Here is a 24,254-nt window from a genome sequence, read left to right on the forward strand (position 1 = left end):
TACCCCGGCGGGGTATCGGCTCCTCCTATTTATACCCCCAAGGGGTATGAGGGGCAAGGATGATCGATTCTCGCGGGGGTGTCGCCCGTCACTCCCAGGTGCTTCGATGGGGTCATGAGCATCGACTCCCTGACCATCATCCAGCAGGAAGCGGACCGACTGGCCACCGTCCTCGCGGCCACCGATCCCGCACAGCGGGTCCCCACCTGCCCCGACTGGACCGCAGCGGACCTCCTGTGGCATCTCACCGAGGTCCATGAGTTCTGGGCGGCGATCCTCGCCTCCCGAGCCACCACCGAGCAGGAGGTGATGGCGATCGAGGAGGCGAAGGCCCCGCGCCCCGCTGAGCAGGACGTGCTGAGTGCCCGCCGCGAGGCCGCGACGAAGTCCCTCCTCGCCCAGCTCACTGCGCGCAGCGACGAGGAGGCCGCCTGGTTCTGGTTCTCCCAGGAGCAGACCGTCGGCGTCACCCGCCGGATGCAGACCCACGAGGCGACCATCCACCGGGTGGATGCCGAGCTCACCGCCGGTCGCCCGGTCACCTCGATCAGTCCCGAGGTGGCTGCGGCAGGACTGGACCATGTCCTGCGCGTGATGTGGCCGGCCGGCCATGAATGGATCCCCGACTGGGCGAGCACGACGCCGGTCGCCGCGATCGAGATCCGTCCCGACGGTGGCGCACCCCAGCTGCTGGGCATCAGCCGCTGGTCCGGCACGAGACCACGGGATGGGCAGGAGTTCGACGCGCCCGTCGGCCGGCTGCTCGAGGAGCCCGCTGACGCCGAGGGCCTCCCGCGGGCCACCGTCTCCGGCAGCGCGATCAGCGCGAACCTCTGGGCCTGGGGACGCGCCCAGGCGCTCGACCACCTCGCGGACGGCCCGGACGCCGTCGAGATCCACGGGGACCCCGAGGCCATCAGGCAGCTCGAGGCGCTGATCGCCGAGGGGCACGACTGAGCCCTCACGACTGAGCCCTCACGACTGAGCCCCCACGACTGACCCCTCACGACTGAGCCCCCACGGCAGTGGCACTCCACCCCCGCGGTGCAGGAGCGCCGCGGTTCCCCTGCGCCGGGGTCAGCTGCGTGGGGTGAGAACCACCGGGGCATGCGCCCAGCCGCCCACCGGAGCGACCTCGCGCTCTCCCACAGTCTCTGCGGCGTGCACATCGGCCACCGCGAGCAGCTCCTGGAGCACGACCACCAGCTCGAGCGTGGCCAGCGGACGACCCGGACAGACGTGCGTGCCGATGCCGTAGACCAGGTTCTGCGCGCCATGCGCCTGCTCATCGAAGCGGTTCGGGTCCGCGAAGACCCGCTCGTCGCGGTTCGCGGAGGTCCAGTGGATCAGCACCCGCTCACCCGCCCCGATCTGGTGCCCGGCGAGCGAGACCGGGCAGGTGGTCACGCGGCGATTGGAGACGAAGGGGTCATCGATCCGCAGCAGTTCGTCGACGATCGCCGCCGCCTCGGTGAAGGTCCCGTGGCGCAGGCGCTCGGTGAGCGCGGGAGCGTCCGCAAGCGCGGTCAGCAGCACCCCCGTGCACAGGGCGATCGAGCCGAGGTCGCCTCCGGTCCAGTTGCGCAGGATCGAGACGATCTCCTCCTCGCGCAGCGCGCGCTGCGTCGACCCTGGGATCTCAGGATCCGGCAGCTTCACCTGCACCCGCATCAGCTCCGTGGTCAGGTCTTCCGGGGCGTCCGCGCCGAGCGCCCTCCGCGGTGCCACGACGGAGCGGATCAGGGTGTCGAAGCGTTCGGCGACCTCTGTGGTGCGGGAGAGTTCTCGGGAGCGGGAGGCTTCATGGTTGTCGCTCATCCATTGCAGCAGCTCGGGCTCCAGCGCGGTGGGCCAGCCGAGCCAGGCGGTCTGGGCGCGCACCGCGAACACCGCGCCGAGCGCCGCGACGGCATCGATCTCGGTACCGGTCGCGTCGACATCCGCCATCAGCTCCTCGACCAGCTCTGCCGCGACAGCGCGGACCGTCGGCTCTAGGGCCTCCATTAGCTCGGGAGCGAAGAACGGATCGGTCGCCTCCCGGAATGCGGCATGCTCCTCGCCGTCCATTCCGTTGGGCACCTGCAGGAAGCGGGAGACGGCGGAGGAGAAGGTCTCGTGATCGGTGGCGACAGCGACGGCCTCCGGATGCCCGAGCACCACCCAGGTGCCGTCGGGGGTGCGTGCGAGCGGTGCCTCGGAGCGCTGCTCGTCGGTGGCGGTGAGGGGTTCGAGTCCCGTCGGATCGAAGGTGTGAGCGCTCATCTGATCACCGTACTGCGAGTTCGGCCTCCCGGGCTGGGACTCTGGCAGTTCGCAGTCGTCCCTCGAGCAGATGCACCGCGGTGGCAATCGCGAAGAACGCCACCAGCACCACTGCTGTGGTGGCCAGCACCTGGCTCCACGAGCTCGCCGTGGGATCCAGGAACTCGTAGGGGTACCAGCCCGTCAGTCCGCCGCGCACCCAGGTGCCCGCCAGGAACACCACCGGGAACAGCTGCCACCACAGGATGCGACGTGCCGACGGTGCGCGGCGGCGCGCCGTCAGCAGCCAGTCCACCAGCGCTGCGACCGGGGCCAGACGGTGCAGCACGGTCCCCGTCCATCCGATATCCCACCGCAGCAGCTCGTCCAGCGGCGCGACCAGCAGGGCATAGATGATCCCGGTCATCACCAGGTAGAACGCGACCGCCCCGCGCACCTCGTCGAACCACGGAGGCCGGCGCGCGCCCAGCGTCACCCCGGCGAGGATCAGCGCCACGAAGAACAGGTTCGACTGGTTGGTGAAGTAGGAGACGTTCTGTGCGAGCAGACCGTCCTGGGCCGCGCCCACTGCATTGGTGAGCAGGGCGGCGAGGATCAGCAGCGCGACCAGCAGCCGCGCCGCCCGGGCGGCTGCGGTCATGAGCCGCGGGGCCAGTTGTCCCGCACCTCGGCGCCGCCCTCGACGACGTGCTCCACGGCTCCGGGGAGGCTCGTCCAGGAGTCCTGCGGCCGATAGCCGAGCTCGAGCTGGGTATTGGTGAGCGCCCAGCGCCGGTTGGGGTTGTCGGAGATCGCGTAGTAGAGGCCGAAGGCCACCTCGGCCTCGATCGCGCAGCGGACCACCTGCGTGCAGTCCGCCGGGCTGAGCCACATCGCGCGCAGGATGTCCTCCTTCGCGGCGAGCGGGTCCTCGGAGAACCAGCCGATGCGAAGGTTGATCACATCCAGCCCGTGCTCATCGTGGTAGAACCGTCCGAGCGATTCGCCGAAGATCTTCGAGACGCCGTAGAGCGAGTCACCGCGGGGCAGCTGGTGCGGGTAGACGGGCCATTCCTCGTGGCGGTCGTACATGCCCATCGCATGGTTGGAGGAGGCGAGCACCACGCGGCGCACGCCCGCCTCACGCGCGGCCTCCAGCACGTTGCGGACCCCGATGAGGTTCGCCTCGAACACGGCCTCCCAGCTGGACTCCGGCGAGGCGGCGCCGGCCATGTGCACGACGGTGTCGATCCCCTCCATCAGGGATAGCACTTCGTCGTACTCGCTGAGCTCGGCGAGCTTGAGCGTGATCCCTTCCGGGGCCTTGTCCTGGCTGCGGCCGTGGAGGACGAGGTCGTAGTGATCAGCCAAGGTGGTGGCCAGATGGGAGCCGACGCCCCCGGTCGCTCCGGTGATCAGCACACGTCTGGTTCGCGTCGAATCCGTCATGCCCGCCATTATGGGCCGCGCTGTGCCTGGAGTCACGGCGTCGGCGGGACGACCGGTCATGAGGGGAAGCCGTCGGTGGTGGGGACGCCCGCGGGCCGTGGTCGGATCTCGGCGCGGAGGCTCTCCATGCGCTGATCGAGGTCGGTGGCGACTCTGGCCGCGTCATCGAGCTCGGCCTGCAGACGGGCGGGGAGGTTCTTGCGGTACTTGTAGGACAGCTTGTGCTCGGTGCTGGCCCAGAAGTCCATCGCAATGGTGCGCAGCTGCAGCTCGACCGGCACCAGTTCGGTGTGCTCGGAGAGGTAGACGGGCACCTGCACGATCAGGTGCAGCGAGCGGTACCCATTGGGCTTCGGGGCGGCGATGTAATCCTTCACCGCGAGCACCTCGAGATCCTGATGGCGGCTGAGCATGTCCGCGATCCAGTAGACGTCCGAGACGAAGCTGCAGGTGATCCTGATCCCGGCGATGTCCATCACCCGTGCGCGGATGGCGGGGATCGACATCTCGCCTCCGGTGCGCACGGCTTTCTCGATCAGGCTCTCGGTGGACTTGAGCCGCGAGCGGACGTGCTCGATGGGGCTGTACTCGTGGATCTGCTCGAACTCCTGGCGCAGGATGTTCACCTTCGTCTGCACCTCGTCGATCCCGAACTGGTAATGCATCCGCAGAGTGGTGAGCTCTGCGTGCACCTGGCGCAGCCTCGCTGCGATCTGTTCGGAATCCGCGTCGGAGCGCAGCAAGAGCTCCTGCTGGGCGGCGACCAGCGCACCCACCTCAGCAGAGACCTCGGTGTCACTCGGAGCTGTGTCGTCCATGGTGCAGGGTTCCTTCCGGGACGGATCGGTACCCCGACGATGCCAGACCTGCCTGGGCAGGTGGTGGAACCGCGACGAACGGGAGCGGACATGTCGAGGAGCACCAGATCAGTCGAGGAGCACCTGATCAGCGGCGTGCAGTGACCCTTCGGGCGGCGCGGAGATCATTGAAGGTGTACACGTGGGGCCCCAGCAGCGCGAGGCCCGGTTCCTCCGCGGTCGCCGTGCTGAGCTCCTCGAGCAGGGGGCCGGGCTCCCACCGACCGGGGGAGAGCAACCGGCGCATCCCGGGGTCCTCCCCGCCGAGCAAGCGCAGGGAACGGCCCACGCCGATCCGGGTGCCGATCCGCAGCAGCCGGGCGGTGCCCACGGCGGCGGCGACTCCGGGGCGCACCGGCAGGGTGATGCCGGCATCCCGGAGCCGTCGGGTCCACTCCAGCAGCGGCGCGGCCGCGAAGCACATCTGGGTGACCGCATAGGAGGCGTACACCGCCTTCCTTCCCAGCAATTGCGTCGCCTCGGCGTCCGCGAGATGGGGGTGGCCCTCGGGGTGGGCGCCGACGCCCACCGTCATCGCTGATCCGGCGGAGGAGATGGCCTCGAGCAGCTCCAGGGCGCCGGGGAAGTCGCCTGCCTGCGGTGACGCGTCGCCGGCGATGACGAACACCTCGGCCACCCCCGCGTCGGCGAGGCGCTCCAGCAGCTCCGCCACCTCGTCGCGGCAGCGGAGCATGCGGGCGGCGAGGTGGGGGATCGCACGGAATCCCTGCTGGGCCAGCTCGCATGCCGTTCCGATCGTCGCCGGCAGTCCCTGGCCCGGGGATGCGGTGACCGTCACCCGCGAGCCGGGCGGCAGCTGCGCGGCGACCTCATGGGCGATGCCGCGCAGCGGGATCACCTCGTACTGCGGTTCCGGGCCCAGCGCCTCGGCGACAGGCGGGGGAGGGGCCATCTCAGGTCCCGGTGCCGCTGCTCGCGGGGTCCGTTCCAAGGGAGGTGACGTCGCTCTTGGGCTGCTCCTTCGAGGGATCGATGAACGGCTTGGGCACGACTTCCGCCTCCACGAGCTCCTTTCCGGAGGGCTCCTGCGCGCCGGGGCGCTCCCCGGTGTCGACCAGGAACCGGGTCCCGATGTCGGACAGTGCGGCCGGGACCAGGGCGAGGCCGATGTTCTTCTCGAGCCTCGGCGAGTAGCAGGCAGAGGTGACCCGGCCGACCACCTCGCCCTCGTGGTGCACGGGGAAGGCGTCGATCATGGAGCCGTCGTTGTAGCTCCCGAGGGGTTCTCCGCCGAGCTCCAGGCCCACCAGCTTCCGGGCCGGGCCCTCCTGCTTGATCCGGCGCAGGGCATCCTTGCCGATGAAGTCGGCCTCCTGCTCGAGGTCGACCATCCAGTCGTAGCCCATGCCGACCTCGAAGGGATTGGTGTCCACCGTGATGTCGGCGCCGTGGGCGAGCATGCCGCCCTCGATGCGGCGGATGTGGCAGGGGCCTATGACTCGCAGGTCGTGGGGTTTCCCGGCCTCGAGCACCAGCTCCCACAGGCGCTCGGCGTCCCGCGAGGCGTGGTGGACGTAGATCTCATAGCCGATCTCCCCGGTGTATCCGGTGCGCGAGACGGTCACCTCGATCCCGTCGATGGTGTAATCGTGCAGGTAGTAGTAGCGGATGTCCGCCACGGAGTCGCCCAGCAGATCACGCATCAGGGCGAAGGACTTCGGGCCCTGCACCTGCACGGGGCCCACATCGATCTCCTCGATGCGCACGTCCATCCCGGCGTGGGTGGCGACGCCGCGGGCCCACAGCAGGATGTCGGAATCGGCCAGGGACAGCCAGAAGCGGTTCTCCTCGAGGCGCAGCAGGATCGGGTCGTTGAGGATCCCTCCGTGCTGGTCGGTGAGGAACACGTACTTGCACTGGCCGACCGCACATTTCGAAAGATCACGGGTGACGAGCAGGTTCGTGAAGTCGAAGGCGTCCGGGCCGGAGATCTCGATCTGCCGCTCGACGCCGACGTCCCAGAGGGTGACGCCCTCCAGCAGCGCCCAGTACTCGGCGACGGGGTCGCCGTAGTGCCGGGGGTGGTAGGTGCGGTTGTACACGCTGTACATCTCGACCCCGTGACGCCGCGAGGCGTAGAAGAACGGGGACTTGCGGATGCGCGGGTACAGCAGCACTTGGGGATTCGGGTTCACGGTCATCGTGGCCTCCAGGAATCGTGTCCGTCCCTTACTGTGGCATCAAGGTGCGCTCTGCGCAATGGCATGCGCACTGCGCATAGTGGTGAGGGGGAGTCATGAGGATGACGGCCGGACGCAGCTCGGGCATCGGAGCAGAGCAGCCGCAGCATGCGGTCACCCGGGCGGGCGGCGTGCAGTCTGTGGACCGTGCGGCGCAGGTGATGGAGATCCTCGCCCGGGACGGGCGCTCCGGGGTGGGCCGGATCGCGAAGGAGCTGGGGGTCCACCAGTCCACGGTCTCCCGCCTGGTCGCCGCTCTCCAGGCCCATGACCTCGTCGAGCGGCGGGTCGAGGGAGGGCCGGTGCAGCTCGGGGTCGGCATCCTCCGGCTCGCCGCCGCCACCCGTTCCCGGCAGGATCTCACCGCTGTGGGCGGCACGGTCTGCGACGCGCTCGCCGAGCAGCTCGGGGAGACGGTGAACCTCGCTGTCTACCGCTCCGGCGCGGCGGTGAACCTGTACCAGGCCCAGGGTGCCCGCACCGTCGCCCTGCACAACTGGGTGGGGGATGCGACCGTCCTGCACGCGACCTCGAGCGGGAAGGTGCTGCTGGCGCATCTCCCGCTCGCGCAGAGCGAGGCGGTTCTCGCCGGCGATCTCGAGCGGTTCACCGCCCAGACGATCGTCGAGGCCGATGTTCTGCGCGCACAGCTGCAGGAGGCGGCCGTACGCGGCTGGGCGGTCGCCGAGGAGGAGTTCGAGGAGGGCCTGAACGCGGTGGCCGCGGCGATCTATGGGCCGGAGGGGAGCGTCATCGCGGCCCTGTCCGCAGCAGGGCCGGCCTACCGTCTCGGTCGAGGCAGGCTCCCCGAGGTCGCAGAGCAGGTGCAGCAGGCGGCCGCGGAGATCTCCCGACGCCTGGGGCACCGTCCCGAGATGACCGGCTGAGCCGGGGCGCCCGGCAGCGGCCCGGCTCAGCCCTTCATCCGGGCATCCTCCGGGTCGAACGCCGGGGTGCGGCCGACGGTGAGCACCTTAGCCGGCAGCCGCGCCCCGAGGTGCTCGACCTGCAGCGCGGTGCCCTCCACCGCCTGTGCGAGGGGAAGGTAGGCCAGCAGCAGGTAGCGACCCAGAGACGGGGCGGGCCCCGCGGAGGTCACGAAGGAACGCCGGCCGCGAGCATCGACGAGGACCTCGCCGTCCGTGGAGAGCACCGGCTCACCGCCTGTCGGACACCGTGCGATCTCCGGGTTCGACGGGGGATCTGTGAGCGCGAGCGTGCACAGCATCGCCGCCGGGCCCTGCTCGCGGGAGGCGAGGTAGGCGGGCTTGCCCACGAAGTCCGCGCGCTTGACCTTGGGCAGGGCGAGATCCGCCTCGATGGGGTTGTACTCGCCGGTGAGCTCGGCACCCATCAGCCGGTAGCCCTTCTCGAGCCGGCCCGTGGTGCCGTACACGCCGATCCCGGCCGCGATCGCGCCGTGCCCCTGCCCGGCCTCCCACAGCCGGTCCCACAGGCGTGGCGCGAGCTCGGCCGCGACGTGCAGCTCCCAGCCCAGCTCACCTACGTAGCTGATCCGCAGCATCGACACCGGCACTCCGCCGATCACCGCGTTGCGGGCGGTGCCGAAGGTGAAGGCGGCATCGGAGAGATCCTCCGCGGTGAGCGGCTGGACGAGGTCGCGGGCTCGTGGGCCCCATACCCCGATCGTGGTCACCGCTGAGGACGAGTCCGTCAGCTGCACCGAACCGTCGGCCGGCAGGTGGGTTCGCAGCCACGCGAGGTCCCGGCCGCCCTCGGCGCCGCCGGTGATCACGCGGAACTCGGTCTCGCCGCGGCGGACGATCGTGAGGTCGCTGCGGAAGGTGCCGGCCGGGGTGAGCAGCGGGGTGTACACGACCCGGCCGACGGGCACGTCGATGCGCGCCACCGCGAGGTGCTCGAGGAACTCCAGCGCGCCGGGGCCGGAGACGTCGAGGATCGCGAAGGCGGCAAGGTCCACCAGTGCTACGCGCTCGCGCATCGCGAGGTGCTCGGCCTCGATGAGCGGCGACCACCAACGGGCATCCCACTCGTGGGTGCGGCGGTCCACGCCGTCCGCGAATTTCTCGAGCAGAGGCCGGTTCGCGGAGTACCACTGGGGCCGCTCCCAGCCTGCCGCCTCGTAGAACTCCGCCCCGAGCGCTTCGGTGCGGACGTGCAGGGGACTGGTCCGCAGCGGCCGGTTCGAGAGCCACTGCTCGCGCGGATGGCTGATCCCGTACACCTTGGGGAAGCCCTCGGCCGCGCGCGCCCGCACGTGCTCCCGGGTGCGCTGGGAGGGATGGAAGCGCGCGATGTCGGAGCCGTGCGCGTCGATCTCGCTGCTGCCCTCGGTGAGCAGCTCGGCGACCATGCGCCCCACCCCGGCGGCCTCCTTGATCCACACCGCGGCAGCGGACCACAGCCCGGCCACCTCGGGCGTCTCACCCACCAGGGCGCCCCCGTCGGGGGTGAGGGAGAGCAGCCCGTTGATCGCCGCCTTCCGCGGCGGCTCCGGATCCGTGAGCAGGCTCGGGAAGAGCTCGCGGGCATGGGCCAGCTGCGCGGTGAAGTCCTCCTCGGTGAAGGGGAAGCTGGTGGGGCTCGCCTGCCCGGGGTGGTCCCCGACCGGCGGGATCTCGCTCGGATCGTGCAGCAGCGGGCGGTGCGCGTAGGAGCCGATCTCGAGGTCCGCGCCGCGCTGGCGCTCGTACATCAGGTTGTCCATGTCGCGCAGCAGCGGGAAGCTCACCCACTCGTCGGTCTCGGCGAGCGCGGGGATCGGGCCCACGTCGAGCATCTGGTGCACCGCCGGGGTGAGCGGGATCGCGGCCCCGGCGAGCGCCGCGACCTGTGGGCTCCAGACACCGCAGGCGATGAGCACGAGCTCGGTCTCGATCTCGCCTCGGTCGGTGAGCACGCGGCGCACCCGCCCGGAGGTGACGTCGATGCCGGTCACCTCGGTCTCGGCGACGGTGGTGAGAGCGCCGGCGGCCTCGGCCCGTTCGCGGAAGAGCTCCCCGGCGCGCAACGGATCGACGATCGCGCCGGTGGGGGTGTAGAAGCCGCCGATCAGCAGGCTCGAGTCGCAGTGCGGCACGAGCTCCTGGATCTCGGCAGGGGAGAGCAGTTGGGCCTCGACGCCCCAGGCCCGGGCCGAGGTCATGCGCCGGGTGAGCTCCTGCATGCGCTCGGCGCTGCGGGCGGCCTCGATGCCGCCGCAGCGGGTCAGCACCCCGAGCTCGCCGTACTGGCGCAGCGAGTCCACGGTGAGATCGGTGATCTCCTTGGAGTGGTCGACGGGGAACACGAAGTTCGACGCGTGACCTGTGGATCCGCCCGGATCGGGCAGGGGGCCCTTGTCGATCTGGACGATGCGGCGCCAGCCATGGTCCGCGAGATGGGCGACGGCGGCGTTGCCCACCACCCCGGCTCCGATGACGACGATGTCTGCACGATCTGGCAGCTGTGCCATGGCGACCTCCCGACCTGCCTGTGGCCCCCTTACGGTAGCCCTGCGGTGGCGGTTTGCCCAGGGGCGGGCAGCTCCCCTCTACGCGGTGGCGGACCAGCACTGTGGCCGAACAGCACGGTGGTGTGACTGCCCGGGGGCGGAACTGCTCGGAGCGGAGCTCGGGGATGGTCAGTCGGGGGCGGGCCGGGCCACCTGCTCGGTGAGGAAGTGCTCGATGCCGTCCACCACGGCCCGGCACCGTGGGGAGGCGAACACGTCGAAGCCGTGCTGCGCCCCGGGGAGCTCGGCATAGGCGACAGCGCACGGTGATCTGGAGCGCAGATGGGAGACCAGGTCGCGGGCCTGCTGAACCGGGACCCGGTTGTCCTGGTCCCCGTGGAAAGCCACGATCGGCGGGGCGGCGCCGACGGGCAGATCCAGGGGATGGGAGGTGGGCTGTTCGTGCGCATCTCGGCCGTAGTACCCGCCGAAGTACCCGTAGAGCAGCACGGCCGCGGCGAGGCGGGTGTCGGTCGTCTCGAAGCCGGGCTGCAGTGCGGGGTCGTTCGCCGTCAGGGCGCAGTGGATCGACAGATGAGCTCCCGCGGAGCTGCCGGACATGACGATCCGGCGGGGATCCATCCCGTGCTGAGCGGCGTTCTCGTGGACCCAGGCGATCACGCGCTTCGCATCGATGAGGTGCTCAGGCCAGGTGGCCCGCGGGCGCAGGCCGTAGTTCGCGCTCAGCACCACCCAGCCACGCTGGGCCATCCGGTGCCTCAGATGGGCGGACTCGAAGTGCTTACCGCCGCTGCGGTATCCGCCGCCGTGGAAGTAGATGAGCACCGGCGCGGGGCTGCGGTTCCCGGGCCCGCTGCCCTCGGAGCGTCTGCCCTCGGAGCGTCTGCCCTCGGAGCCGCTGCCCTCGGAGCGGCCGTCGCCGGGGCGGTGCTGCGCGGCCTGGTCACGCGGGCGGTAGAGATCCAGGAGGTGCTCGGTCCCGCCGCGACCGTAGCGGAGGTTCGCGAGCCGCTCGACGCCGCGCGGGCGGAGTGGGAGGGGCAGCAGCCACGCCCACCGCACGGCGTGCGAGTCGAGGGGCAGGCCCACCTCCCGCGCGATGATGCCGCGGGCCCGGCCCACCCGTCGTTGCAGCACGAGCAGACCTGCCGCGACGAATGTGCCCAGCACCAGGGCGAGCAGGCCGGAGACATCGGCCCTCGGACTCCGCGAGCTGAGCGTGCTCACAGTGCTCAGCCCCAGCAGGAGCAGCACGAGCAGGGGCAGCTCGTTCGCGGCGACGCTGAGGAAGTAGACGACGCGGGCGAGCAGCATCGGGCGATGCGGTGGGCGGAGCATCGCCGCGGTGACGAGAGCCCAGACCAGGAGCGTGGCGACATATCCGTACGGCATTGCGGGCTCACCCCGGATCCGGCACGGAGCGGGGGAGGTCGTTCTCACGCAGGATCCGGAGCAGGGATCCGCTGCAGACGATGACCGCCGTCATGCTCCGACCCTATCGACCGCCCCCAGTGGAAGCCAGAGAATTCTCCCGGTCCCGCAGGCGCAATGTCGGCCCCAGGCGTGAGCAGAAATAAAGAAACGCCCTGTCACCAGGGCGTTTCTTGGGGTGATCGACGGGATTTGAACCCGCGACCGCCTGGACCACAACCAGGAGCTCTACCAACTGAGCTACGACCACCATGTGCGATGTAGAACCCGCAACGAGTGACAACCATACCGTCTTCCCGAGGGCTTCGCGCCCCAGAAGGGCTGGCAGGAGTGTGACTCGCATTGCATCGAGACAGGCATCAGGTGAAGATACGGCCATGACCCTCCCCTGCACGCCCTCTCGTCTCGGTGTGCCTACGCTTCCGGGCGCCGTGTGGGCCGGGACTGGCGCATGAGCTCCACTCCATCCAGGGGTGGGTCCTCCCAGGTTCCCGCAGGATTCAGCGAGGGCTTCTCTTCCGCTGATTTTGGGCCGCGGTCCGCGAGGCTCTACCTGGGGTTGTCCGACGAAGAGGTGCGGGACTGGCAGGGCTACTTCCTCGCAGGCAACGCCTATCGAGCGCCGATCGATCGCGCAGCTGTCGCTCGCCTGCGGTACACCAGCGCGGCGGTGCTCGCGGGCTTCCTGCTGGCTTTCGTAGGGGTCGGCGTGGGGCTGTTCTATCTCCTCCTTGAGCAGGACCTGCCGTGGATGGTGCTCCTGATGATGGTGTTCCTGATGGTCCTCACCTCGTTGGGCGCCGTACGGATCGCGTTGTCCCGGCGACGAGCACTCATAGGCCTGCGATCCCCCGAACATTCGGTGGTCATCACGTCCCAGGGGATCACGATCCTCGGGATGCCCCAGATCCCCTGGGCCGAGGTGACCATGGGGCTGGGATGGGACGAGCGAAACACCCCTCAGACAGCGAAGCTGGGCGTAGTCACCCTCGCGCGCCTCAGCGGCATCCAGCGGGCGGAGCTGTTGATCGGAGTGCGGGATGCGCGCGCCCTCCGCGATGCCGCACCGCGGTGGACGAGGCCCCTCTTCGAGCTGGTCAAGAATGACGGCGGGGTGCGCATCCCACTCGAGGCCCTGGTGGCATCCGACGAGGTCCGGCGCACCCTCGCGGCGGCTCTCTTCGCCGCCCATCACTCCGGCGTCGAGATCATCCTCACCGAGGACAAGTGGGACCTCTTCGATGAGTCCATGCGGCTCTATGGACTGCCGGACTCGGAGGCGCCTGAGGAGCAGGGGCAGGAGCTAGCCGCTCACGGAGTCTCGTCGACATCGATATCGACATCGACATCGACGATCGTGCCGCAAGTGGTGGTCCGGGAAGTCTCGCCGACACTGCCGGAAGCGGCTCATGAGCTGGCTCTGGAGCCCGCAGCGGCGGTACAGCAGCCCGCCTCGGAGCGCGCCCCGGATCCCGCCCCGGAGCCGGAGGGTGTCCAGCTCGGTCCGTTCGCGGAGGTCCTCACAGAGCTGCGAGAGGCCCACGGCGTACCCCACGTGCTCGGCAATGGTCCCTGGGTGCGATGGATGGGTGGACCGGAGTGGATCACCCTTCGACGCGACTATGACGGTGCGGGGTGGCTCTGCATGCAGGACGCTCACGAGGCCGCCGATGCAGAGGAGCGCGCGTTCCAGAACCCGGCCCGCGATGAACTCCCCGACCGCTGGGTCGCTTACTCACCGCAGAACCTCTCGAGCGGGGCATTCCGGCCGCGCCATCACCTCGCGGAGGACGCCGGGCAGCTCGAGCAGTGGCTGGGCGAGATGCTCGAAGAAGTCCACACCACGCTCCTGGCCGCGCCGAGCGAACTCGTCGAGTCCTTCGCCCTGACGATCTGGCATGACGATCCCGCGCTGCGACTCTTCCCGCGGTTCGAGCGGTGGGAGCTGCGCCAGCTCATCAACTGGACAGTCAGCGTCGCCGAGGGCGACGAGCGGATCCGGGTGAGAGGGAGGGGCCCCGGTGCAGAGGCAGGGGAGGGATTCCCAGTCGATGCCGAGGGCTGCGCCGCCGCGCGCGAGGCGTTCCTGCATGAGCTGCGGTCATGGGAGGTGCCCTCCCTCGCCCAGCTGCACTACAGCGCGAGCTTCGGGCAAGGAAAGGGGAGCTCGTGGACTGCGTGGCTCCACGGCGTCGGGATCGAGCAGAGCACTCCGTGGAGCTGAGCGGGGCGAGCGCCCCGCACGCTCACAGCAGCTCAGCGCGCAGCTGCTCGGGAGTCTTCGGGGACAGGAGACCCGGTGCCACATCGAAGGGGGTCTTCGCCCCATGCTCCCCGGCGGTGGCCATCCGGCCTGCGGCGCGGGCATAGGCGACCAGCACACTCGCGGTGAACTCCGGGTTCGAGTCCTCCTGCAGGCGGTACTCGATGGTCTGTGTGGTGCCGGGGGAGGACTCCGCGGAACGGATCACGAAGCCGCCATGGGGCATGCTGCGGTGGTCGCGGGCGAGCTCCTCGGCGCTGAGGAAGGTCACCGCCGTCTCGTAGGGCTCGAAGTAATGCGGCATCGTCACGATCTCATGGCGCACGGCTTCGGCGTCGGCGCCCTCCTCGAGCACCACGAAGCACTCGCGAGTGTGCTTCTCCCGGTTGCTCAGCTCGGGCCGCTCACCGGCGCGCACCCGGGCGATCGCGTCCTCCGACGGGATCGTGTACTGGACGGCGCCAGCGACCCCGTCGATGCGGCGCAGCGCATCGGAGTGGCCCTGGGACAGCCCGCGGCCCCAGAAGGTATAGGTGGAGCCGACGGGGAGGATGGCTTCCCCGTACACCCGGTTGATCGAGAACAGGCCCGGGTCCCACCCGGTGGAGATGATCGCCGTGGTGCCGGCCTCACGCGCGACGGCATCGACGTTCGCGAAGTGCTCGGGGATCCTGGCATGCGTGTCGAAGCTGTCCACGACGGTGAACCGCTCGGCGAGCAGCGGGGTCTGCTCGGGGAGATCGGACTTCGATCCGCCGCAGAGCACGAGTACATCGACCTCGCCCTGCATCGCCTCGAGCGCCTCCATCGACAGCACGGGAGTCTGCTCGTGAACGGTGCTGACGGCGGCCGGCTCGCGGCGTGTGAACACGCCCACCAGCTCCATGTCCTCCTGGAGGGAGACGGCGATCTCGACGCCTCGTCCCAGGTTCCCGTAGCCGACGATGCCGATGCGGAGCGCAGTCATGGTCCTCGTTCTTCTTGATGGAGAGCACGGCCCCGACCAGGGACGCCGTGACCGATCCTATCGAAGGACCTCGCCGGGGCCACGCGCGCTCGCCGAGGTCACCGTCGCTTCGCACCCCGCAACCCGCGACCCGCGCCCCGTGCCCCGCACCCCTGACCGTGCCGGTGCTGGTGCCTGTGCGCCCCGTGCGCCCTTCGCATTGCACCGTCCGTGACACAGGGGGAGACTGGCGGCATGATCGTTGCCTTCTCCGTCCAGCCCACCGGTGAGCCCTCAGACTCGTCTCTCACCCGCCATCTCGGGGAGGGCGCCGATGGCGCGAGCGTGCACGACGCAGTTGCCGCTGCGGTCCGCATCGTGCGGGCCTCGGGCCTACCCACCCGCACCAGCTCGATGTTCACCGAGATCGAGGGCGACTGGGAAGAGGTGATGGACGTGGTCCGCCGCGCCACGGCGGAAGCCGGGCGCTATGGCTCCCGGGTCTCCCTCGTGCTGAAGGCCGACATCCGCCCCGGCCATGAGGGCGAGCTCGAGGGAAAGATCACCCGCATGGAGCAGTCTCTGGGCGAGCTCGACAGCTGACTCCCGCCTGCGTCGAGCAGGTTGCGCGCGGGCGTGTGTGAGGACCTCATGCCGTCGGCGCCATCGCGTCATACTCGCGGAATCGTGGGACGCGGCGCAGCAGCAGCGTGATCAGCACGATCACCACGATCCCGCCCAGCAGCGGCGGGAGCCACAGCGCGGTCACAGAGGCGAGGGCGCCCGCGTAGAGCGCACCGAGCCGGGGCCCGCCCGCGACCACCACGATGAAGATGCCCTGGAGCCGGCCGCGCATCGCATCGGGCACCGCGGACTGCATCATCGTGTTGCGATAGATCGAGGAGATGTTGTCCGCCCCGCCGGAGACGGCGAGCGCCAGGCAGGCCGCCACGATCAGCGCCAGGTGCGGGTTCTGCTCATCGGCACCCGGGAAGAGCACCGCCACCAGCAGCACCGCGCCGAAGAGCAAGATCGCCGCCCCGTACACCTGGATCGCACGCGCGATCCCACGCCCGTGCCAGCGATACCGCGCCGCCCGCCCGGAGAACAGGCTCGAGAGGAAGGTGCCCGCGGCGACGGCGGCCGTCAGCGCGCCGGTGGTGATCGCCCCGCCGCCCAGCAGCACTGTGCCCAGCGCCGGGAACAGCGTCAGCGGATTCCCGAAAGTCATCGCGATGATGTCCATGAGGTACTGGGTGCGGATGTTCGCCGAGCGGCGCAGGTATCGCCAGCCGTCCACGAGGGAAGCGAGGCCAGGTCGCACGATCTCGCCCTCGGGTCGCAGCGGGGGCAGGCTCCACAGGCCCAGGAACATCGCCAGCATGAGCACGACGTCGATGCTGTAGGTGAGCCCGTACCCGGTCAGCGCCACGAGCACGCCCGCGAGCGCCGGGCCCGCCATCACCATCACGCCGATGGTGATGCCGTTGAGAGCCGAGGCGGCGGCCAGCAGCTCCGTGGGCAGCAGTCGCGGCACGATCGCGGTGCGCGTGGCCATGCCCACCGAGTTCGCGGCCGCGTTGAGCACGCTGAGCAGGTATAGCCAGCCGATGCTCTCCAGGCCGGCCCAGGTCAGGGCGGCCAGCAGCGCGGTGGAGAGGAACGTGATGACCGCGGCGGCGAGCGCGACGCGACGGCGGTCGAAGGCGTCAGCGAGCATCCCGCCGTAGAGCCCGGCGATGATCATCGGCACCAGGCCGGCCACCGCGACCATCGAGACCGCGAAGGTGCTGCCGGTCAGAGTGAACACGTGCAGCATCACCGTGACGATCGTGAGCTGCCCACCGAGACCTGCGAGGGTCGAGCCGATCCACAATTTCGTGAAGGCGCCGCTGGCCCGGAACGGCCGCAGGTCGAGGAATGCGGAGTCTGCGGAGCGGGGCACCCGAGGAGCATAAGCCGCGCGGAGCCCCGGCCCTGCCTCATCGCGAGGTCGGGCCGGGGCTCCGGTGGAGATGCGCCGTCGGCGCGGATCTCTCAGCTGCGCAGGTCGTGGTCCAGCTGTCCGTCGCGCAGGGCGGCGGCGAGCGTGGGAGTCACCGGCAGGCGGGGGATGAGAGTGGCCTGGAGGGCGTGGTAGATGTCCGGCTTGCCCGGCCAGGTCTTCCCCTGCGGCTCGTTGTCCGCATCCAGCTCGTGGAACCAGGAGCCGTTCTCGGCGTCGAGCAGGTAGGTCGAGATGTACTCCCACCACTGCTCGTAGCGTTCGGCCCACACTCGGTCCCCGGTGACCTGGTACAGCACCGCGGCGGCGCCGACGGCCTCGGCGGCGACCCAGTGCATGCGCTCGCCGGCAACCGGGGAGCCGTCCCAGTCCACGGTGTACACCCAGCCCGGCGCCCCGTCGGCCCCGAAGGCCGCGGCGGACTTCTCCATCAGGGCGGTCGCGGCCTCGAGCATCCACTCCGGTGCCTCGCCGTCGGCCGCGATCAGCGCGGCGCGTGCGTGCAGCACCAGACGCGACCATTCGATCCAGTGGCCGATCGTCGCGCCGTAGGGGCGGAAGGGATGCGCGGGCTGATCCTGGTTGTAGTCCAGCAGCGGGTTCCAGTCGACGTCGAAGTGCTCGGGCAGCGCCCAGTCGTTCAGCCGCGCGAACTCGTCGATCGCGCGGGTGGCGATGGCGACGGCGCGATCGAGCCAGCGGCGCTCGCCGGTGACGTCGGCCGCGGCCAGCAGCGCCTCGACGGTGTGCATGTTCGCGTTGATCCCGCGGTATTCCTCGCAATCGGCGAAGGTGCGGTCGAAGGTATCCACGCTCATGCCTGCGGTCTCGTCGAAGAACTTCTCATCGAGCACCGAGAGTGCTTCGTCCAGCAGCTCCTTCGCGCCGGGGCGACCGGCGGCGAGCGCCGAGGAGGCCGCGAGCACCACGAAGGCGTGGGCGTAGGCCTGCTTCGAGTCGTCGACCGCCTTGCCGCCAGCCACGGAGGAGTACCAGCCGCCGTGCTCGTCGTCATGGAAGACTCCGCGCAGGGAGGCCAGCCCATGGTCGGCGAAGCGGCCGAAGTCCGGGCGTCCCAGCAGGTGCCCGAGGGCGAAGCTGTGCGTCATCCGGCAGGTGAGCCACAGCTCCGAGGGGCGGGAGAGATCCGGAGCGCCCTGCTCGTCGAGCCAGGCGAAGCCGCCGTCCTCACGCACCGACTCCGAGCCGAACACCAGCAGCTCATCGCTCTCGCCCTCGAGCCAGCTGCGGTGAGAGGCGCGGTCCAGCCAGGGCACGTGCGGAGCAGGAGCCGGGAGGGCAGGGACGGTGTCGCTCCCTTCCCGCAGCTCGAAGGTGCGGGAGATGGCCTGGGCCTGGGCGGTGGTGGGCCCCGGCTCATCCACCAGCAGCACCTCGCGGTAGTACTTCAGCTCCTGGATCGACTCGCGGATGTCGGCGAGCGCTCGATGGCCGCCGTGCTTGGCGGGGATGTTGTAGTAGACGCGGGGGAACCAGCGCTTGGCGAGCTCCTTGAGACTGGAGACGTCGATCGTGCGGTAGGAGAGCCACTGGGCGAACTCGGGCACGTCGCGGTCCAGGAACACGCGGTCGGTGCCGACGCTGTTGCCTGCCAGCGGCGCCTTGCCGGGCTCGGGGCAGTACTGGCGCACATACTCCAGGCACTGCGCCTGCGCCTCCTCGAGCGTCATCCCGCCGTCGAGCTCCTCGAGCAGGCCGGAGACGGTGTGCATGTTCACCACGAAGGGATCCATGCCCGTCAGCGACTCGGCCGGGGGCTTGATGACGACGTCGACACCTTCCCCGAGGATGTTCAGATCGGCGTCGGTCACGAGGACGGCGATCTCGACGAGCGCATCGCGCTGCTTGTCGAGGCCGGTCATCTCGCAATCGACCCAGATGATGCGGTCATTGATGGCACGGGAGGAGCTGGAAGTCACCGCACCACAGTAGCGTGGGCACGCCTCACGAGCTCGATGGGTCGATGGGTCGATGGAGGACCGAACGTCGGACCGTCACGTCAGACAGTTACTGTGTGGTCAGCTGCGCTCATCGACGAGCCGTTTGCGAGCCCTTGGAGGATTCTCTGTGAACCTGTACTTCCGCCTGCTGCTGTTCATGCTCCGCGTGCGCTTCCGCAGCAGCCTCAGCATGTGGGACACCTCCCACGTGAAGTTCAGGGTGAATCCTGCGGATCTCGACGTGCAACGACACATGAACAACGGTCGGTATCTCACGCTGATGGATCTGGGGCGCATGGATCTCATGGTCCGCTCAGGATTCTGGAAGCGCATCTCCGACCAGGGCTGGTATCCGGTGGTGGCCGGGCAGACCATCACCTATCGCAAGTCCCTGATGCTGTGGGAGCAGTTCGATCTCGCCTCCCGGGTGATCGGCCACGATGGCCGCTGGATCTATATGGAGCAGGTCTTCCGTCGCGACGGAAAGGTGATCGCCGACGCGATCGTGCGCGCCCGCTTCCTGCGCAGGACCGGCGGCTCGGTGCCGATGGGCGAGGTGCTCGACCTGGTGAAGCCGCTGCCCGATCACCTCGACGTCCCGACCTGGGTCACACAGTGGAACGAGGGCGCCTCGCAGCACGGCCGCGAACTCTGAGGCCATCGGCTGGCTGCCCGAGGTCAGCGCCGCAGGGAACCGGTGGCTGAGCGACGGGACGTAGGATTCGGGCGCTTCGCCGTACGACGCCTCAGCTCCTCGATCGCGCTGAGCACCAGCAATATCACGACCACGACCAGCAGGATCCACTGCTCGAACACCACCGCGAGAACCCCGGCGAGCAGCAGCGCGACCAGGAACACGATCTCCAGCACCCTCTGCGGCACGCCGAGCAGCCGGGCCCCGAATCGGGTGCGGGCCAGGCGCAGCAGGAGCAGCAGGGCGATCGCCCCGAAGGTGAGGATCTTCAGGATCATCGGAGGCTCCTAGAGCGTTGACACGTGACAGTGCCCCCAGCAGGACTCGAACCTGCAACCTACGGATTCCCGGGGGCGTCTTCCCAGGTGGACACTTGAACTCCCTGCCGTACCTGGTCAACGGCTAGGAGTCACTCGCAAGGCCCGGATCAGCGGCACCGATCAGCGGATAAAGCCAACCAATGAGCCAACCATTGAGCCAACAACGGAACCTCGGGAGGTCCCACGATGAGCACCGCACACCCTACTGTTGAACCCGTATTCACCGAGCACCACGCCGCTCTGGTCGACCATGACGCCCGCGTAGGGGTCGGCCTTGCCGTAGGTCCGCTCCAGGTTGATCCTGTGGAGTGGTTGCGCTCCAGGCGTGACCTGGACGTAGAGCTGCGGGTGCTGGGCTACGCCGTTGTGGCCCTGCTGGAGCACGGGAGGTTCCTGGTCGGCTCTGCACCTGATGATCCGTGGGACCTCTGGGGACCAGACGAGCCGCCCTTCTATGCCGCTGGCGCGGCTGGGGTCGAGTGGCATCCGGCGCTCGCTGGCCTCTGGTCGAGGCTGCTGGAGGGGTAGTTCGGCGAGCCGAGAGACACGCCGGTGTGACCTGGCAAGCTTGACTTACCGGCACCTAACTCGTATGCCCGGGTCACCACTAGGTGTATCATCGGCTATCCGTCGTAACCGCATGACGAAAGCCGGACACCTCGATGAGGTCCCGGTCATCGGCACCAAGTCCCGCCAGGAGTCAGGTGCCGCATCAGTCAACTACCAGAGGATCATCGCACATGACTGCAACCATCGTCAACCACGCGCCGGCAGTGCAGGACCGGCTGCTCACCACACCCCAGGTCTCCGAGCTGACCGGGCTCGCCGTTGCCACCCTCCAGAACATGAGGAGTCGAGGACTCGGAGAGGGTCCCCGATGGGTGAAGATCGGTCGGTCTGTCCGGTATCGCGAGAGCGACTGCCTCGCATGGATCGAGTCGCTGGGGACGGTGGCCGCGTGAAGGCTGATCCTCCCGAGACAACGGGCCAGGCTCGCCTCTGGGATCAGACGCACCGCTGGTATGTCGAGGCAGGGCTGTGTGTCCGCTGCGCCTCACAGATCGCATGGGGGCACCAGAGCGGATGGAGTCGAGCGCATCCGCCATGCGACACCTGCGCGCCGATCATCCGCGCCTTCCCGCTGGAGCAGGTGAACGGCTGGAGGTCCGTCCCGAAGCACAGTCGCAAGGCGCACCGGTAGAGCGATTCAAATACCCCCCGAGGATGCCGACGTGCCCGCGTACCCGGCAAGCCTCTGGGGTGAAGTAATCCCGAGCGGCACCACCGTTCCGGCACTACTGACAGCCCACCCGCGCACCGCTGCGCCGGACGGCTGGACGCAACACACAACTACTGCCCGGGCTACTCCCTGCCCGGATCGAGGAGAACCATGCAGAACACGGAGTACCTGCACGAGCAGATGCGAGAGCGACGGGCCTACCGAGGCATTCAGCTCGCCGTCTACGTGATCGAGCACGCCGACGACAACGGGGTCTACACCGCCCCGTCGATGGCGCATCTTCAGCGGCTTCTGGCGCGACCGGAGGACGGAAAGATGGCCGAGGCGAAAGCAGTGGACGTCGCCATCGTGGTCCGGCAACTCGTCTCCCAGGGCGTGCTCCAAGAGGAGTCCGACGGGAAGGTCCTCATCCTCGCTGGGGGTAGCCGATGAGCGGCACCAGGACCGTCCACATGATCGACGCCGAGGCCGTCGCCTTCATGAAGAACAGTGCCGTTCACCCGGACCTGCGGATCATGCTTGCGTCAATCATCTTCGCTGACTCCGAGGGGATCACGTACTTGCGGAAGGGTCAGCTATCCGCGTGGTTGAAACAGCCGGACCGCCGGCGAGCCTCCTCAGGGTTTGTGCGAGCCCGGATCGACGGACTGATCGAGGCCGGAGCGCTCGCCGAGGGCAGTACGCCGACCGAGCTGCGGTCGATGGTCGCCTACGGCACCGAGGCTGAGAGCGGGGAGGCGGGCGGCAGATGAGCACCACGACGGCGAAGGAGAAGGCGATGGGGCACAAGTTCGACGAGCAGGGCAAGGCCGAGTACGCAGAGGAGATCCGCAAGCGCTGGGAGTCGGGAGTGCTGACCGGCGAGGAAGCGGTGACCCTGCTAACCATGCTGGAGCTTGCCGACGAGGACGGCAACGTCGTGCTCCCAGACGACGAGGTGAGCGTATGACAGACCAGACGAGCAGGACGGTCGCCATAACAGAGACGGCGCCGCCATGGCTCGCGACCATCGAGGACCTGACGGCGTACCGGGAGAAGCCGCGTGGACAGGAGATCGACACGAGCGTGTTCACCATGGCGGTGCTCGCTGGGAGCGGTGCACTGATGCGGGACGGCAAGGCCGTGCGCGTCACGCCCATCCCCAGCCGCACCAGTATTTCGGAACGGAGCTGGTCCAAAGTCGTGATTCCCCATGCTGAGCAGTCGGCGAATACCGAGGAGCTGCCGAAGGTAATGCGAATGTGGTTCGCCGCGGTCGCTCGCTGCGATTCCGACGGGCGTGCCGATTTCAATTCCGGGGAGCTGGAGGCGATCCTCGGATGCGATGCGAGAACGGTCCGGCGGACCATCGCTCAGGGCAAGCGAGCTGCACAGTTCCACGACGATTCAGACGCCCGGCATATCTACCTCGCGGGGGTTGCGAATAACCGCCCCAGCTCTCAGCGGGTAGCGAAGCGGCGGCGCATCGACGAGGCAGGCAGGAGCCTTACTGCGGCCCGCCCGAGAGCCGCCTAGACGACCTCCCATCGTTCTGACACAGAGTGCTGAATGTGTCAGCAACAGGCGGACATGGCGTGCCCGTTTTTGAGGGTAAACCCGCAGGTGGGGACATAAGGTTGCGTACTCTAAACCACCCAGCTCAGTTGCAAGCCCGTAGACCTCCAGCATCGCGCCCCGGCATCCGGCATCCGGCACGCCGCCTCTACAGCGGCGTCCCCGGCACCCGGAACCCGCATCGCGCATCTGGCCCTAGAAGTCAGCGAAGAACAGAAGGGCGGCGAGGAGGAGGTGAGGGAGGCGAAGCCGACCGAACCTCCGACGAGCGGCGAAGAAGAACAGGAAGTTCAAGCCCTTCAAGGTTTAGAACCTCCTTCCTTTCAACCTTTAGCTTCGCTGACCTTCAATGAAGAACAACTAGAACACGAGGAGGATGGGAGGGAGGGCGAAGCCCGACCGACTATCCGACGAGTAGAAGAACATCACCGATAGAAAGTAGTTCACTATGACCGCCAAGAAGAACACCCAGAAGTCTCCTGTCATCCTCGCCGAGGAGTACATCAAGGAAGTCGAGTCCTCCGTCTCTGCTCTCGCCGCTGAGCTTGAACCCCTCCAGGCTGAGCATGACCACCTCGCCGAGAAGGGACTGCTCACCCCTGCTGACCTTGACCGCCTCGCCGAGCTGGAGAGCCTGATCTCCCGTCGATCCGGGCGTCTGGAGGAGCTGCGGTCCGTCACCCTGCCCGGTGCCGTCGCCGAGCTTCGGCGACTGGAGCTGCTAGACCTCGCCGCCGATGGAGTGAACGGCATCGAGGCCAAGCACGCCGAGTACCAGCGCCGGATCGCCGAGGCCGAGCAGAAGGCCGCACAGGCACTCACGGACGCCAGGGAGGCCGCCCAGGACTGGGACCGGTTCATCGGCCACGCACTCACCGCCGCACAGCAGGCCGGGCAGGAGCAGAGCAACCCCACCGACCCCGACCACCCTGTGCGAGTCACCATCGGCACGCTGTACCCGGAGAAGAACAAGCCGACCCACCTCATCGTTGACGGGCGGACCTACCAGGCCGTGAGCATCGGCGGTGTTGTCCGCGTCGTGGCGGCAAAGGCTGACCCCGACATCGCCGAGCTGATCCGTCTCGGACTCGATGAGATGACCTTCTCCGAGGTCCGCCGGGGCCGCTGGTCCTGATCCACAACTCCATGAAGCGCCCCACCCCTGGCTTAGTGCTGGAGGTGGGGCGCTTTCTTCATGTCTGCCGCCTCGCTGCTCACCGACTCAGGCGCTCACACTCATCAGACGATGGCAGGACTCGTCTTTGGAGCGCCCCGGAGGGTCTAGGGGTACTCCCGGAGGGGTAGGCATTCCCGGGCTGCTCTAGGGCCAGTGGGGACGACGCCGACGTTCAGCGCCACGAAGTAGGCGGCATGGTGCGTCAGGTGCACGTCGGGAATCATGCGGTCGCCGAAGCCGACCTTGGATGCAGTCTCGGTGTTCAGGAAGTGGCTGCCATTATTGCCGACGCCAGCACTATTGGGCTGACCTGCGGCAACGTGACTCTCGACCTGGCGGCGAGCCGTGCGGATTGAGTCGGCGACGCTCCGAAGTGTCTTGACGTGTAGCGAGCCTATGAAACCCGTACGGGAATGTCCCGGCTGAGACCAGCGGGGGGACTTGCGTACATGTCTAGGGGTCACCCCCCACCCCTTCCC

At 68.7% G+C, this 24,254-nt stretch carries 25 protein-coding genes and 1 tRNA gene; 13 read left to right on the top strand and 13 right to left on the bottom strand.

What is annotated here, in order from left to right; genetic code table 11:
* Window positions 1-114 precede the first annotated feature (114 nt).
* Window positions 115-957, top strand: coding sequence for a maleylpyruvate isomerase family mycothiol-dependent enzyme (locus ACT3SQ_RS08740; protein ID WP_441443205.1), 843 nt, complete (start codon window positions 115-117; stop codon window positions 955-957).
* A 120-nt stretch (window positions 958-1,077) separates the two neighbouring features.
* On the opposite strand, the gene ACT3SQ_RS08745 is transcribed toward ACT3SQ_RS08740, so the two are convergent.
* The 6 genes from ACT3SQ_RS08745 to ACT3SQ_RS08770 all read right to left on the bottom strand — a co-directional run bounded on the left by ACT3SQ_RS08745 (window position 1,078) and on the right by ACT3SQ_RS08770 (window position 6,709).
* A complete protein-coding gene (locus ACT3SQ_RS08745; RefSeq protein ID WP_442331747.1) occupies window positions 1,078-2,262 on the bottom strand; it encodes a cytochrome P450 in 1,185 nt (394 codons plus the stop codon).
* Window positions 2,263-2,266: 4 nt separating this feature from the next.
* A complete protein-coding gene (locus ACT3SQ_RS08750; RefSeq protein ID WP_441446000.1) occupies window positions 2,267-2,902 on the bottom strand; it encodes a Pr6Pr family membrane protein in 636 nt (211 codons plus the stop codon).
* On the bottom strand, window positions 2,899-3,690 hold the full coding sequence (locus tag ACT3SQ_RS08755; RefSeq protein ID WP_441445999.1) for an NAD-dependent epimerase/dehydratase family protein: 792 nt from the start codon (window positions 3,688-3,690) through the stop codon (window positions 2,899-2,901). The genes ACT3SQ_RS08750 and ACT3SQ_RS08755 overlap by 4 nt, the downstream gene beginning before the upstream one ends.
* 56 nt (window positions 3,691-3,746) lie before the next feature.
* Window positions 3,747-4,508, bottom strand: a complete 762-nt coding sequence (locus ACT3SQ_RS08760) for a GTP pyrophosphokinase (RefSeq protein WP_441445998.1) — start codon at window positions 4,506-4,508, stop codon at window positions 3,747-3,749.
* A gap of 127 nt (window positions 4,509-4,635) precedes the next feature.
* Window positions 4,636-5,460 (bottom strand): methylenetetrahydrofolate reductase, encoded by an 825-nt coding sequence (locus ACT3SQ_RS08765; RefSeq protein WP_441445997.1) that lies wholly within the window; start codon window positions 5,458-5,460, stop codon window positions 4,636-4,638.
* Between the two features lies 1 nt (window position 5,461).
* Entirely contained in the window at window positions 5,462-6,709 is a 1,248-nt protein-coding gene (locus tag ACT3SQ_RS08770; protein ID WP_441445996.1) for a glycine cleavage T C-terminal barrel domain-containing protein, read from the bottom strand.
* Between the two features lie 95 nt (window positions 6,710-6,804).
* Between ACT3SQ_RS08770 and ACT3SQ_RS08775 the strand changes: the two genes are divergently transcribed.
* Window positions 6,805-7,635 carry an IclR family transcriptional regulator gene (locus ACT3SQ_RS08775; RefSeq protein ID WP_442331745.1) on the top strand — a complete coding sequence of 277 codons (831 nt, stop codon included), beginning with the start codon at window positions 6,805-6,807 and terminating at the stop codon, window positions 7,633-7,635.
* A gap of 26 nt (window positions 7,636-7,661) precedes the next feature.
* Here ACT3SQ_RS08775 and ACT3SQ_RS08780 read toward each other — a convergent pair whose 3' ends face one another.
* From ACT3SQ_RS08780 to ACT3SQ_RS08790, 3 genes are all read right to left on the bottom strand, one after another.
* Window positions 7,662-10,184, bottom strand: coding sequence for a GcvT family protein (locus ACT3SQ_RS08780; RefSeq protein WP_441445994.1), 2,523 nt, complete (start codon window positions 10,182-10,184; stop codon window positions 7,662-7,664).
* A gap of 168 nt (window positions 10,185-10,352) precedes the next feature.
* A complete protein-coding gene (locus ACT3SQ_RS08785) occupies window positions 10,353-11,576 on the bottom strand; it encodes an alpha/beta hydrolase (protein WP_441445993.1) in 1,224 nt (407 codons plus the stop codon).
* Window positions 11,577-11,789: 213 nt separating this feature from the next.
* Window positions 11,790-11,865 (bottom strand) — tRNA-His (locus tag ACT3SQ_RS08790).
* Between the two features lie 309 nt (window positions 11,866-12,174).
* On the opposite strand from ACT3SQ_RS08790, the gene ACT3SQ_RS08795 reads away from it, so the two are divergent.
* Window positions 12,175-13,839 carry a hypothetical protein gene (locus ACT3SQ_RS08795; protein ID WP_441445992.1) on the top strand — a complete coding sequence of 555 codons (1,665 nt, stop codon included), beginning with the start codon at window positions 12,175-12,177 and terminating at the stop codon, window positions 13,837-13,839.
* Between the two features lie 22 nt (window positions 13,840-13,861).
* Here the strand turns inward: ACT3SQ_RS08795 and ACT3SQ_RS08800 are convergent, their stop codons facing one another.
* On the bottom strand, window positions 13,862-14,845 hold the full coding sequence (locus ACT3SQ_RS08800) for a diaminopimelate dehydrogenase (protein WP_441445991.1): 984 nt from the start codon (window positions 14,843-14,845) through the stop codon (window positions 13,862-13,864).
* 234 nt (window positions 14,846-15,079) lie between these two features.
* Here ACT3SQ_RS08800 and ACT3SQ_RS08805 point away from each other — a divergent pair, with 234 nt between their 5' ends.
* Window positions 15,080-15,427, top strand: coding sequence for a thiamine-binding protein (locus ACT3SQ_RS08805; RefSeq protein WP_441445990.1), 348 nt, complete (start codon window positions 15,080-15,082; stop codon window positions 15,425-15,427).
* A gap of 46 nt (window positions 15,428-15,473) precedes the next feature.
* Here ACT3SQ_RS08805 and ACT3SQ_RS08810 read toward each other — a convergent pair whose 3' ends face one another.
* Both ACT3SQ_RS08810 and orn read right to left on the bottom strand, forming a co-directional pair.
* Window positions 15,474-16,769, bottom strand: coding sequence for an MFS transporter (locus ACT3SQ_RS08810; RefSeq protein WP_441445989.1), 1,296 nt, complete (start codon window positions 16,767-16,769; stop codon window positions 15,474-15,476).
* 92 nt (window positions 16,770-16,861) lie between these two features.
* Entirely contained in the window at window positions 16,862-18,769 is a 1,908-nt protein-coding gene (orn, locus tag ACT3SQ_RS08815; RefSeq protein ID WP_441445988.1) for an oligoribonuclease, read from the bottom strand.
* A 148-nt stretch (window positions 18,770-18,917) separates the two neighbouring features.
* On the opposite strand from orn, the gene ACT3SQ_RS08820 reads away from it, so the two are divergent.
* Entirely contained in the window at window positions 18,918-19,445 is a 528-nt protein-coding gene (locus tag ACT3SQ_RS08820) for an acyl-CoA thioesterase (RefSeq protein ID WP_442331742.1), read from the top strand.
* A gap of 23 nt (window positions 19,446-19,468) precedes the next feature.
* Here ACT3SQ_RS08820 and ACT3SQ_RS08825 read toward each other — a convergent pair whose 3' ends face one another.
* Window positions 19,469-19,762 carry a hypothetical protein gene (locus tag ACT3SQ_RS08825; RefSeq protein WP_442331741.1) on the bottom strand — a complete coding sequence of 98 codons (294 nt, stop codon included), beginning with the start codon at window positions 19,760-19,762 and terminating at the stop codon, window positions 19,469-19,471.
* A 228-nt stretch (window positions 19,763-19,990) separates the two neighbouring features.
* On the opposite strand from ACT3SQ_RS08825, the gene ACT3SQ_RS08830 reads away from it, so the two are divergent.
* From ACT3SQ_RS08830 to ACT3SQ_RS08865, 8 genes are all read left to right on the top strand, one after another.
* Window positions 19,991-20,332 carry a hypothetical protein gene (locus ACT3SQ_RS08830; protein WP_444601054.1) on the top strand — a complete coding sequence of 114 codons (342 nt, stop codon included), beginning with the start codon at window positions 19,991-19,993 and terminating at the stop codon, window positions 20,330-20,332.
* Between the two features lie 212 nt (window positions 20,333-20,544).
* Entirely contained in the window at window positions 20,545-20,766 is a 222-nt protein-coding gene (locus ACT3SQ_RS08835) for a helix-turn-helix transcriptional regulator (protein WP_444601055.1), read from the top strand.
* 428 nt (window positions 20,767-21,194) lie between these two features.
* Window positions 21,195-21,476 carry a hypothetical protein gene (locus ACT3SQ_RS08840; RefSeq protein WP_444601056.1) on the top strand — a complete coding sequence of 94 codons (282 nt, stop codon included), beginning with the start codon at window positions 21,195-21,197 and terminating at the stop codon, window positions 21,474-21,476.
* A 20-nt stretch (window positions 21,477-21,496) separates the two neighbouring features.
* Window positions 21,497-21,796, top strand: coding sequence for a hypothetical protein (locus ACT3SQ_RS08845; protein WP_444601057.1), 300 nt, complete (start codon window positions 21,497-21,499; stop codon window positions 21,794-21,796).
* A complete protein-coding gene (locus tag ACT3SQ_RS08850) occupies window positions 21,793-21,993 on the top strand; it encodes a hypothetical protein (protein WP_444601058.1) in 201 nt (66 codons plus the stop codon). The genes ACT3SQ_RS08845 and ACT3SQ_RS08850 overlap by 4 nt, the downstream gene beginning before the upstream one ends.
* Complete coding sequence (locus ACT3SQ_RS08855; protein ID WP_444601059.1) at window positions 21,990-22,559, top strand: hypothetical protein; 570 nt, start codon at window positions 21,990-21,992, stop codon at window positions 22,557-22,559. The genes ACT3SQ_RS08850 and ACT3SQ_RS08855 overlap by 4 nt, the downstream gene beginning before the upstream one ends.
* 487 nt (window positions 22,560-23,046) lie before the next feature.
* Window positions 23,047-23,733 carry a hypothetical protein gene (locus ACT3SQ_RS08860; protein ID WP_444601060.1) on the top strand — a complete coding sequence of 229 codons (687 nt, stop codon included), beginning with the start codon at window positions 23,047-23,049 and terminating at the stop codon, window positions 23,731-23,733.
* Window positions 23,734-23,969: 236 nt separating this feature from the next.
* Window positions 23,970-24,131 (top strand): hypothetical protein, encoded by a 162-nt coding sequence (locus tag ACT3SQ_RS08865; protein WP_444601061.1) that lies wholly within the window; start codon window positions 23,970-23,972, stop codon window positions 24,129-24,131.
* Window positions 24,132-24,254 lie beyond the last annotated feature (123 nt).

The sequence above is a fragment of the Brachybacterium sp. AOP42-C2-15 genome (assembly GCF_052377065.1).
GTDB lineage: Bacteria > Actinomycetota > Actinomycetes > Actinomycetales > Dermabacteraceae > Brachybacterium.